This window comes from Kosakonia quasisacchari (genome assembly GCF_004331415.1).
GTDB lineage: Bacteria > Pseudomonadota > Gammaproteobacteria > Enterobacterales > Enterobacteriaceae > Kosakonia > Kosakonia quasisacchari.
Genome location: NZ_SJOP01000041.1, coordinates 1 through 10,200, shown reverse-complemented (window position 1 = coordinate 10,200; position 10,200 = coordinate 1). Strand labels below are relative to the sequence as shown.

12 protein-coding genes are annotated in these 10,200 nt (G+C 47.4%); 8 read left to right on the top strand and 4 right to left on the bottom strand.

Features of this window, described 5'->3' with window-relative positions; all coding sequences use genetic code 11:
* Window positions 1-134 precede the first annotated feature (134 nt).
* A complete protein-coding gene (locus tag E0L21_RS24165; RefSeq protein WP_079497751.1) occupies window positions 135-662 on the bottom strand; it encodes a hypothetical protein in 528 nt (175 codons plus the stop codon).
* 180 nt (window positions 663-842) lie between these two features.
* Here E0L21_RS24165 and E0L21_RS24160 point away from each other — a divergent pair, with 180 nt between their 5' ends.
* From E0L21_RS24160 to E0L21_RS24140, 5 genes are all read left to right on the top strand, one after another.
* Window positions 843-1,217, top strand: coding sequence for a helix-turn-helix domain-containing protein (locus E0L21_RS24160; protein ID WP_131413766.1), 375 nt, complete (start codon window positions 843-845; stop codon window positions 1,215-1,217).
* A 238-nt stretch (window positions 1,218-1,455) separates the two neighbouring features.
* Window positions 1,456-1,875, top strand: a complete 420-nt coding sequence (locus tag E0L21_RS24155; RefSeq protein WP_039079231.1) for a DUF2787 family protein — start codon at window positions 1,456-1,458, stop codon at window positions 1,873-1,875.
* A gap of 120 nt (window positions 1,876-1,995) precedes the next feature.
* Window positions 1,996-2,457, top strand: a complete 462-nt coding sequence (locus tag E0L21_RS24150; protein ID WP_131413765.1) for a hypothetical protein — start codon at window positions 1,996-1,998, stop codon at window positions 2,455-2,457.
* A gap of 2 nt (window positions 2,458-2,459) precedes the next feature.
* Window positions 2,460-2,912 carry a RadC family protein gene (gene radC / locus E0L21_RS24145; protein WP_039079229.1) on the top strand — a complete coding sequence of 151 codons (453 nt, stop codon included), beginning with the start codon at window positions 2,460-2,462 and terminating at the stop codon, window positions 2,910-2,912.
* A 46-nt stretch (window positions 2,913-2,958) separates the two neighbouring features.
* Window positions 2,959-3,891, top strand: a complete 933-nt coding sequence (locus tag E0L21_RS24140) for a tyrosine-type recombinase/integrase (RefSeq protein ID WP_045509462.1) — start codon at window positions 2,959-2,961, stop codon at window positions 3,889-3,891.
* A gap of 25 nt (window positions 3,892-3,916) precedes the next feature.
* Here the strand turns inward: E0L21_RS24140 and E0L21_RS24135 are convergent, their stop codons facing one another.
* From E0L21_RS24135 to E0L21_RS24125, 3 genes are all read right to left on the bottom strand, one after another.
* Window positions 3,917-4,396, bottom strand: coding sequence for a hypothetical protein (locus E0L21_RS24135; RefSeq protein WP_045509460.1), 480 nt, complete (start codon window positions 4,394-4,396; stop codon window positions 3,917-3,919).
* Window positions 4,397-4,398: 2 nt separating this feature from the next.
* Complete coding sequence (locus E0L21_RS24130; RefSeq protein WP_045509885.1) at window positions 4,399-5,121, bottom strand: hypothetical protein; 723 nt, start codon at window positions 5,119-5,121, stop codon at window positions 4,399-4,401.
* 246 nt (window positions 5,122-5,367) lie between these two features.
* Entirely contained in the window at window positions 5,368-5,952 is a 585-nt protein-coding gene (locus E0L21_RS24125; RefSeq protein ID WP_045509459.1) for a hypothetical protein, read from the bottom strand.
* A gap of 226 nt (window positions 5,953-6,178) precedes the next feature.
* On the opposite strand from E0L21_RS24125, the gene E0L21_RS24120 reads away from it, so the two are divergent.
* From E0L21_RS24120 to E0L21_RS24110, 3 genes are all read left to right on the top strand, one after another.
* Complete coding sequence (locus E0L21_RS24120; RefSeq protein WP_045509457.1) at window positions 6,179-6,385, top strand: helix-turn-helix transcriptional regulator; 207 nt, start codon at window positions 6,179-6,181, stop codon at window positions 6,383-6,385.
* A 106-nt stretch (window positions 6,386-6,491) separates the two neighbouring features.
* Window positions 6,492-7,604: a hypothetical protein gene (locus tag E0L21_RS24115; RefSeq protein ID WP_131413764.1), complete on the top strand. Its 1,113-nt coding sequence runs from the start codon at window positions 6,492-6,494 to the stop codon at window positions 7,602-7,604.
* A 636-nt stretch (window positions 7,605-8,240) separates the two neighbouring features.
* Window positions 8,241-9,713 carry a hypothetical protein gene (locus E0L21_RS24110; protein WP_131413763.1) on the top strand — a complete coding sequence of 491 codons (1,473 nt, stop codon included), beginning with the start codon at window positions 8,241-8,243 and terminating at the stop codon, window positions 9,711-9,713.
* Window positions 9,714-10,200 lie beyond the last annotated feature (487 nt).

The window sequence follows — 10,200 nt, the reverse complement described above, 5'->3', positions numbered from 1 at the left end:
GAACTCCGCATTACCATTCCCTGGCTTTAGCGTTAATATAGCACCCGATTTAGCGTATTGAGATGCGATTGCCGGGAGGGCTAAGGCTGTCAGTGCTAATGCAGTAACAATTCTCTTCATCATTAAATATCCTGTTAGCTGATACGAATGTTTTTGGTGATTTTTCCCAGTGCCAGCGGCCTGCGTTTTTCCACAAAGAAATACACTACGTTGAAAGCTGATTTACGGTGATTCCCCCGTCCCAGGGAAGGCCAGTTACGAAAAGATTCAATCTGTTCTTCTGAATAGGGCGTGTCAGAGAAGTCGAACAGTACAAGCAGGGCTTTGCCGTCGTGCTTCATCAGCTTCTTCACTTCCGTGCTGTTTACGGTTGCTGAGACATTGGAACGAGCTGCTGTTGGCTTACGGACTGCAAACTCAACGGCCACATCGTCAATCACAAAGTCAATGAAACCATGTCCGGATACCGTTCCTGGTAGCCTGCTTTTGACTTCTGGTGAGACGTTATCCGCAAACCAACCCAGCAAATAGCAACGTACTAATGGCAGAAGTTCCCGCTCGCTACATTCATTCAGACGCAGTGTTTTGACAAATTCACGCCGGTAAAGGGAGCTGAAAAAGTACTCAAAGCAATCCGTTATCTCAGTAATGGTGGTTGCCACAATGTTCCCCTTTTTTGTCCACCTTTGTTCTAAGGCTCATCTGCTGGTCGCTCAGCTCGTCAGTCTTAGTCTTATTGGTCCATAAGTGAGTATTTATGAGATTTTATGGTCATTAGTGGTGTTCATGCAAGAGTAAAAAAGACCCAGACTTCCGTTTATGGACGGACGGGAGAATAAATGATGGTTAAACTGGTGGCAGATTCAGCTGATAAGCTGGTAGGACAGCGTATTCAGAGCAGACGTAAAGAAGCCGGGTTAACCGCAGCTGACCTTGCAGAAATTATCGATATATCTCAGCAACAACTTTCCCGCTATGAACGAGGAGCGAATAAGATCAATGTTGCGCATTTAGTTAAAATTGCAGTGTCTCTAAAGACTCCAATAAGTTGGTTCTTTATTGATTGCATGGAAGAGCTGAATGTTTCTAATACCCCGCCTGACTATCTATCTGGGCTCGATAAAGAATTAAAACAACGCCTCGATCAAGTCTGGAACAAATTGGATTACGGCAAAAGAAAAAGCCTTCTCCTGTTTTTAGATGAATTCATAAAATAAATTTAGAACTAGTTTCTTTGTGAAATTATTTGCTTTGCAAGTATATTCCTGGTAAAATGTCATTACTGGATAGTGTCATATTATTCAGTAACTGATGCATAAACTAATAGTCAACTTAGCGTTTCATTTTATATCCCTTCTGGCGGGAGGACGTCCATCGTCTGAAAATTCAGTATGGGTTAGGTTTAATTAGTATTTGTGTCATCAACCCAAACGCATATTTACCGGAATAAATACAATGAATATTATCCGTCAAGAAGGGCTGTCCATGCCCGTAAGTCAGGAACTCATTAATATTATACTGGCTGAACTCAGTAAAAAGCCGCCAGTTAAACCGAATATTCGTGCTGTTACATTGCTGTTCAAAGATATCAATTACAGCGCTGAAAATGGTGGGTTTCATCCGGTCGAAATAAGGCTTATTTCCCGTAATGATGAATGGTATTTCGATTACATCACTGATTTCAAATATATGGGGACAGACCCGGAGCTCGAAAAGGAAATCGATATCAGCTGGAGCCAACGCTATGTCTTCCTTTCCTATGCCGGTGATTTACCCCCAGGGGAAGGGCGTGACATTTTTGCACTCTGGCAGAGAAACTTCGTTCATTACCACTTCCTGAATATCTACACCCTCACCGTTATGTGGGAAAGCTAATCCCGCCACACTGACAGCTAATTATTGATGGAGACATTATCTGTGACTGCTAACAGAGGGATCCACGCGTCTGTACAGGGAGAGCTTGACTGTCTTTGCGGCGCGTACAGTGTGGTGAATATGCTGAGCTGGCTGTATGACGGTCGGGTGAAGCGAAAACCACTCATGAACCGACTTCTTCAGGCCTATCAGCAACGCTGGCCTTTGCATGAATGGCTGACCGAAGGGATAGATGAAAACCGGCTCGACTGGCTGATTACGCAGGTACTACGGAAAGGTCACTACCACCGCCAGTTTCCGGTCCAAATCAGCAAACCTTTCGAGGGAAGTCGCGGTCTTGTGGAAGGGCGGGTTTTCAGTGAAATGAGGCGGTTCCTGGCGGTAACAGACCACTCCCGCCTGATTATGCTCAGCGACCAGTTTCACTGGTCTCTTGTCACCAGAATGGACGAAGAAACGCTCTGGTTCTTCGACAGCAACGGGCGAACCTCCATGCCCCGCAAAGCTTTCTCCTTACGTGCTGGCGCGACCCGGCGACAGTTGTTTCCCGAAGCCATTTACTTTATCGAACGGGAGTTCTGAACATGACGACATTTACCCTGCGTGAAACCCGCATCCTGGACCAGGCCCGTAACATTATCAGCCGGTGCTACCAGCGTGGCGTTCAGCTTTGCTCCCCTGATGATGTAAGGCGGTGCGTAATGTATGAAATGGCCCTGCTGGAGCATGAGGAGTTTGGCATTATCCTGCTCGATAACCAGCACCAGTTTCTGCATCGGGAAATGCTGTTCAGGGGCTCGTTAAACACGGTCAGCGTTCATCCCCGGGAGGTAATCAAGCAGGTACTCAGGCATAACGCCGCCGCTGTCATCCTTGTGCATAACCACCCCAGCGGCGAGGCTGAACCCAGCAAGTGCGATATCCAGATAACTAAGCGGCTGCAGGAGCTACTGCAAATGCTGGATGTGCGGTTGCTGGACCACTTTATTGTGGCCGGGACGGAGACGGTATCACTGGCTGAACGAGGGCTGGTGTGATGCAGACAGTTACCTGGTTTAATACATGTTATAGCAGGTTAAACGCATGAGAAGGGTTGCACTGCGTCAGGTCGCGCCGGTGGTGGAAACCACCGTGCTGGACGCCTATATCAGCGGTCTTGCCCCGTCGGGACGGCGGGGTATCACCAGCCTGTTAAACCGCAGCGCCGGCATACTCAAACGCGGTGCGGTTTCAGCCAGCTACCCCTGGGAGCAACTTAGCTTCGCCGCTGTCGCTAAAGTACGTGCGGCACTGCTGGATGACGGTTACGCCGTGTCGTCGGTTAACATGGCGTTGTCAGCACTCCGGGGCATCGCGCAGACGGCCTTTAACCTCAATTGTATGAATGCCGAAACGCTGGCCCGTATCCGCGCAGTTAAGCGCGTTAATGGCGATAACCAGCGCAAGGGAAGGGCACTCAGCAGGGAAGAGGTTCGTGCACTCGTTCAGGCCGCTAAACGGCATCCGCAACGTATCCGCTGCTGTCGTGATGTTGCCATTGTTATGACACTTTGCGGTGCGGGTTTGCGGGCCGGGGAACTGGTCAGCCTTGAGTGCCGGGACTATGACAACGGCATCCTTACAGTGAGGCAGGGGAAGGGGCGTAAATACCGTGAGATACACGTTGCGGCAGCGGTAGATAAAGCCATCCGCGCATGGATTAAAGCCAGTGGCGCGAAAGAGGCCGGGGATGCATTGTTTAACCGCATTCAGCGCAACGGCAAAGTCGCCAGCCAGCCGATGACAACGACCGGTTTAACCGGCATCCTGGAGCAGTTACAGCATGATGCAGGCATAGCGCGTTTTACTCCTCATGACATGCGGCGCACCTTCATTACACGCTTGTTAGAGCAGGATGTGGATATTAATACCGTACGCCAGCTGGCAGGGCACAGCGACATATCCACGACTACCCGCTATGACTGCCGTGGGGATAAGGTAAAAGTCAGAGCCAGCCGACGGATTCAGTGCTACTAGAACATTCCCTTCTCTGACTCAATAATTAGCGGCTACCGTCGAAGCGAGCAGGTGCGGGACTGGCGGTGATTTTGATGTAATGCTTCAGAGCCGGAGGACGCGAAACGCCCCGTGGATCGCCGATGAACGGGAGTTTCATAAAGGGCATCGCTGGTATTTCAACCCGCCATGTTGTATCGCCAATAAAGCTGAATTCAACTGCATTAGGTTGTATGTTCAGGTCCGTAAACGATCCTGTCAGATATGCGCCACCCAACGTCAGTATCTCTTTCACACCCTCTTTCAGGTCGAGCAGTGCGATTTTAAGCGCTTCTTCATAGGGAACGTCATCGGTAAGAAACAACAGCAGGCGTTTATCATCAACCTGAACAGCAGCTTCTATCACCTGTACTGGAACCATAATGCCCGTACCTTTTCCAGCAATCAGGACTTCATATTTTCCCATTGATGTCGGTGTAGGTTCTTCCCTGAGCATAAGTGTTACGTTGTCGAGCTGCTTAAACATAGTTAGTCCCAGAATCCGCTGATTTCCCATGCGGCAATCGCACCGCCAACAAAAGCACCAATAACAACGCAAACAGGTGCGCCAGGACCACACATCAGTCCCGCCAGCGCTCCTCCTCCCCACGCACCTGCAATCCCGGCGCTACTGATGGCAAGCTGCCGTTGAGTCTCAAGCACTCTATCCTCGGCTTCATAGATTTGGTAGACAGCTACTGCAAGAGAAAGGAATATCAATCCACGTCCGGCACCTGACAAACGCTGCATTTTGATATTTACTTCGAGGTTGGATTTACCAGCCGATTGCACCACGGCGCTGTAAACCGCGTTTTTCTGTGAAACAGAAAGATTATTAAAGTTAACTTTGTCGCCGTACAACGCCTTTGTTTTATAGGCTATCAGCTCATTGAGCGTCTTGCCCTGCGCCTTCATTTTTTGCGCCAGTGCTTTGCCTACAGGTGTGCTTCGGTAGCGGATGAGCTCCATCAGAAGGTTGCGCGTCTGGTTAGCTTCCTCTGCGGCTTTTTCCCAGCTAATGATCCCGCGTGAAGCTTTGGCGTAGAGATCGTCAGACATGGCTTTGATGCGACGTGAGTACTCAAGTCTGAGCTTTGGATCAACATACAATACGCCCGAAGCAGCATTCACATCACCCTGTAGCGTTGCGATTGCCCGCTCCAGCTTTTTCTTTCCTTCACCATCAAGAGACGCAAGTAAAGCAGTATCCATAGCGCTTCCACCATGTGTTCGTAGCCCAATAAAGAGTAGCAACGAAACGACAGATGGGAAATAACTCAGATAAGCGTAGAAAAGGCAAAGAAATCGAAAAAAATACGCCAACCCCTTGTCCCCCAAGGGCTCTGCACGAGGTAGCATTTATTGGCATTCATTGCTTAAACCCGACGAGTTGGCTTTATGTTTTTTGCTAATGTAAGAGCAGGGCCCTTGGGGGACTAAGGACGATCGCTTTCAACCCTACAACTCAGCGGCATTCCTGGTTAGTTTCAGAGGCGCATGTTTCTTGTTTTTTCGTTCAATGCACTCGTTAATATTCGCAGGGTTACATATCCAGGCTACATCACTTCGCGTCCATTTTGGGCCAGCGGACAGTGCTTTTAGCTTGGGCTTTTTGACTTCACATTCGTTGAGTTTTTCTGCAACTGAATCGTACCTTTCCTTATCAGTCGCGCCTGTGAAATATAACTTGTCGAAGCGACCTCTGATGCGCTGATAAACCGCGTAAATATCCATGGATATCTGACATGTTGCTGCGGCAATTTTGTGGTGTTCCTCAAGGCCTTCGACAGAGTTTTCCTCATTATCGTCAAAGAGCTCGTTGTACATGTGGCTTACGCAAGTGCTTATGACATGAGCGGCTTTTTCCCCGTCGATTGTATGTGGATTAAACCCGTCACCCGTCAATTTTTTGGCAATCAGTGACAACTTATGCCGGGTGTCCCTCCCCAGATAGAGCTTCTTCTGCAGGAGTTCAAATGTCTCGTTACGACTCATGCGCTCACGATGGCATACCGCATCTGCTTTTTTACTGGGTTCCCTCATTTCCTTCTCCAGTTAATTTAATTCCTGGTTATTTTACCATCATTGAGCCTCAAGGAAAGCCGCGCGTTTTCAAGAAGGTTTTTGGTGGCATTAATTCGTTTTATAGCGAAGGAATTTTGTAAGGAAGGCTGATTCAGGCCTGTTAAGGCCATCCGCAAGCCAATCGTCACGCTTTTTCATGCTTGTAAATAACCCCGCTCCTGAAGCAGCTCAAAGGAGCACAAGCATGAACACCAACCGTATTCTCCGTAAAAAAGAGGTTCTTCATCTGACCGGGATTTCCGCCGCCACGATGTACCGACTCATATCAAAAGGGGATTTTCCCTCATCCAAAAAGCTCACTGGCGATGGTGGTCGGGCTGTGGGGTGGGAGTTACATGAAATTCAACGCTGGATTCAGTCACGCGGGCTTAGCAAGCCACGTGCTCTGTAAGCCTCATTCCACCCCCTGACATACCAACAATATAAACAGTAACAGTGATGGTACCTGCATGTGCATGAGTGATCACTGTTGCTGCTATGAACTATTGGAACAGAATATGAAGCAGCAATTTAATCGTGAACGGGTGACATCTTTAACTGACAAAGTTCCCCTGGGAGTTAATGGTGCAGGCCAGTCTATGTATGGAGGTGTAGACAAACTGGCATGGGTAACGGATATGCATGACTGGAAGAAAAATCTTGTACTCAAACAGCGTTTGCTTGGCCTTGTTTCAGGTGGTGACTATCTGATAGAAGTTCGGCCTGCTGGCAGGGATGAGTGCGATGGACATTATCGCCGGGTAGTGGAAATTCGACTGAAAGGTACAACGCGTAATCACCCAATACTGCTGGTGATCCATTTTGACCCGACCAGTAGGCAACGCGGATTCCAGCGAATGGAATTCAGTCCCCAGCACTACTCTTCGCAACGGATAACGGATTTGTTTGTGTGGCTGGGGCGTAAGGGGCGCATAGGTAAGTTCCTGTATCGCGGCTTGCGCAATGCCTGGGTAACAACTATCCACTACGCACTGGATGTGGTTGGCATGAAACTCCATGATTATTTCATTGGGTTGTCTGGGGTCAGGAGGGGCGATTTTTATGACTTACATGGAGAGCAGGAAGGGTTAAGGCTGGGGTCTACGACCATTGTGGCCTCCGTATACGAAAAGGTTGATGCACCGGAGATAAGTACTCAGAAGAGGTACGAGCAAACGGTTCTTGTCCTTGATGAGCACCAGTTCCGGCGGTTTCTGCGTCTGGAATTGCGTCTGTCTCCTGGCAAGCAAAAACTAATGCTGAACAACCTGCGTAATATGGAGAACCTGATTTCTAAGCTGGCTTTTTATGATCGTGACGCGTTGGCAAATCCGATGCTTGAATCCGAGTTTGCCCGCTTACTACGTGAGTATGTCCCTTATCCGGTTGCCAGAGCAAAGTACAAGCCGTCAGCGACTATAAATGGTAAGCAGGTCAGCCCAACGAAAAAAGCTGCTGACAAGCGCGTTGATAAACTTATGGCACGCTACCGTATCCAGTTGTTCGACTCAGAGGCTATTTGGGCTATGTTGCCGCTTGTGCTGGATAAGCTTGGGATTCTTGCGCAGCCGCAGTACTGGCAATACAAACTTCGTCTGAAGTGGCTTCAATCGCGTCAGAAACAGGGATAATAGTGTTGCGGCAGGGATGCCGTTTGTTGGGGGACGTGGAAATGGTAGGTGTATGAAACCAGGATTGTGTAAAGAAATGGTTTTAAACCGCCCAATTTTGCCAGATTTTGATACGACAGACCTGTTAAATACCGCCAGGGTTTAGCCCAACAGCCTTACCTCGTGCAATAACAGGGGAAAGCCAGAGATGATTTTCCCCATAACCTGGGTTTATAAGGATTGCCGGTTTTAAGCGATTTAAAGATTTCAAACCGATGAAGTTCAGGAAATAACATGTGCCCCCACTGTTTTCCAATATCATGGGGCGTGAGTTTCAGCGTTTAATAACCGGTAATATTTTGCATATCCGCTAATCCCATTCTGGCTGAGCTGATATTTATTCGCTATTTTCGTCTGCAAGGTATATAGCTGCATCTGCAGGGCTATATATACGGTCTGTTGCTGTGTTATTATATATATGTCATTACATACTATAGCCATTATCCAGTATCAGCTATCATGAGGCTCCAGCCTCCAATATTATTATCATCTAATAACCATCTGAACCTTGTTGGGTTCACGTAAGGGGTTAAGTAATTCAGTTGTAAATAAATGGGGTCAGGGCATGGTGCTTTGATCTCTATATACAGGTGAATTATGAAGCCATACATTACGTACAACAATATTCTTGTCACAGATTCAACGCTGGATTATTTCAAAGAAGTTGTTTTCAGTGTTCCTTATAATGGTGTGCCAAGTCTACGGCGTCCTTTTTATCGTAATATTGCAGTATTTCTCCAGCATGTTATTTGTGTCGCTACCTGTAGTCGTAAGAACAGGAAAAAAGCAAAGATTAAGACGAATAAAAAATGGTCTTATTCTGTGCCAGTACCCTTTGAGCTGGGTAGGGCGAAACTCCCTGGAGTTTTCAAGAAAAGTGGGCCGACCAATGAGCGTGCAATGGAGGTACTGGCAAGCGCGGGAATTATCAAACTAACCGGGTATTCCAATGCTCAAAGCTCTTGCCGGGAATATGCTGTTTCTAAGCGTTTTTTGCGTAAGTTGTTTGGCAACGACCGCGAGGCATACCTTAGCCGTCAGGATCGCTACCATTATCTGACGGATATTTTCACCAAGCGTAAAAGTTACTCATTTGATGATCTGATCGGACTTGCCATTGATCGAGGGCAGCATGCCAAACATGAGCAGTCTAAACGCGATATCCCTAACGCTGCCTTCAGGGAGTTGGTAGTGGGGGTCTGGAACAATCTTGAGCCGCTTGAAATCAATCTGGATGCACTGCTGGATTACTATAACGAGAATCCCACTACGAAGAATAAAGTATTCATTTTCAATTTCCTGTCGAGACTGGCTGAAACTGGCGTGGAGATGGTGAAAGAGTCACCGTTAATGGTGGCTTACAGGCAATCGTATAAAACTGCGTACATTGGCGGGAGATCCTTTGAAGTTGGTACAGGCTTTCAAAGCTTGCCCTCTGCCATGAAGTGGGCATGTCTGGCGCGTGGTGTCAATTATGATATCAAGGGATGCCAGCTTGAGATTCTGCGCAATGAGTTGTGGTCTGTCGGTATGTCAGCAAAGAGCCTTGAAGTACTGGAAACGAGCTATATCTGCCGGGTACTGCGTGTTGCGGAAGAGCTGGTTAAGCAATTCCGGTTTTCCAGCGTATTCAATGCCGGGGTTGTTACCCTATCACTTAAATCCAGCACAAGACGCTTGTTGAATCGTGAATTAGGTGAGGCAGAGGCTGAACGAGTACTGAAACGCTGGAAACGCCTTCTGAAGCCTTTACGGCGAGATTTGGCTTTATTGCTGGATCATTACGAAGACACAGCATTGACCAATCGTTACGGTAAATGTGTTACCAATGCGGTAGGCCAGCCCTTCAACATCACCTGGAAAGATATGGCATCGCGTAAACGCTGGAAGTCGGATGTGATGCGCCGAAAATTGTTGTCGCACATGTTACAGGGGCTGGAAAGCCGTGCCGTATACGATTACGTCATCAGCCACAAGGGCGTTTGCGCGCTGGAGCACGATGGGTTTGTTTCTTATGAAGAGGTAACTGACTGGTCTCATCCATACCTTTTGATTGAGAAAAAACATTAAAGAAGCTATTAAGTTAGCTCAGGTCAACCTCCGGTTGGTAGCCTTCTTGCACAAGAATCAACAAAGCCTGATATAAGGAACGTTTGTGACGCGTAAAGCAAATTTTAACAGCGGCTATTCTTCACGGGCATATCTTGAGTTTGTTATGTCATTAATGTATTTCGGCATATCCGGATGTACTGTGAAGCCAAACAGTGCTTGCGAACCTGGTGACAATCCCGCAAACCAATAACATATGGTTATTGTAAAGTGGGAAATAAAACCATCACGATATTATAAACTTTTATATGTTTACGTAATATGATTTGCCGTTATAAGGTCTAACTATCATTAAAAGGCATGAATGGTAATTTTAAGTTAGTTCTCAATTGTGTTTCCTGGGGCGCTGGCTTGTCATTATTTTCCGGTGGGTTGGCATGCTAAAATATCATTAACTGGAATATATCCGGCGCTAAACCTAAATTTAGATAGGATTTGTCTATTTACC

What these genes read in the sequence shown, in the direction of transcription:
- E0L21_RS24125 (WP_045509459.1), bottom strand. Translation starts at nt 5,952, where the DNA reads ATGAGGGAACCCAGTAAAAAAGCAGATGCGGTATGCCATCGTGAGCGC.
- E0L21_RS24120 (WP_045509457.1), top strand. Translation starts at nt 6,179, where the DNA reads ATGAACACCAACCGTATTCTCCGTAAAAAAGAGGTTCTTCATCTGACC.
- E0L21_RS24135 (WP_045509460.1), bottom strand. Translation starts at nt 4,396, where the DNA reads ATGTTTAAGCAGCTCGACAACGTAACACTTATGCTCAGGGAAGAACCT.
- E0L21_RS24155 (WP_039079231.1), top strand. Translation starts at nt 1,456, where the DNA reads ATGAATATTATCCGTCAAGAAGGGCTGTCCATGCCCGTAAGTCAGGAA.
- E0L21_RS24160 (WP_131413766.1), top strand. Translation starts at nt 843, where the DNA reads ATGGTTAAACTGGTGGCAGATTCAGCTGATAAGCTGGTAGGACAGCGT.
- E0L21_RS24110 (WP_131413763.1), top strand. Translation starts at nt 8,241, where the DNA reads ATGAAGCCATACATTACGTACAACAATATTCTTGTCACAGATTCAACG.
- E0L21_RS24130 (WP_045509885.1), bottom strand. Translation starts at nt 5,121, where the DNA reads ATGGATACTGCTTTACTTGCGTCTCTTGATGGTGAAGGAAAGAAAAAG.
- E0L21_RS24140 (WP_045509462.1), top strand. Translation starts at nt 2,959, where the DNA reads ATGAGAAGGGTTGCACTGCGTCAGGTCGCGCCGGTGGTGGAAACCACC.
- E0L21_RS24115 (WP_131413764.1), top strand. Translation starts at nt 6,492, where the DNA reads ATGAAGCAGCAATTTAATCGTGAACGGGTGACATCTTTAACTGACAAA.
- radC (WP_039079229.1), top strand. Translation starts at nt 2,460, where the DNA reads ATGACGACATTTACCCTGCGTGAAACCCGCATCCTGGACCAGGCCCGT.
- E0L21_RS24150 (WP_131413765.1), top strand. Translation starts at nt 1,996, where the DNA reads ATGCTGAGCTGGCTGTATGACGGTCGGGTGAAGCGAAAACCACTCATG.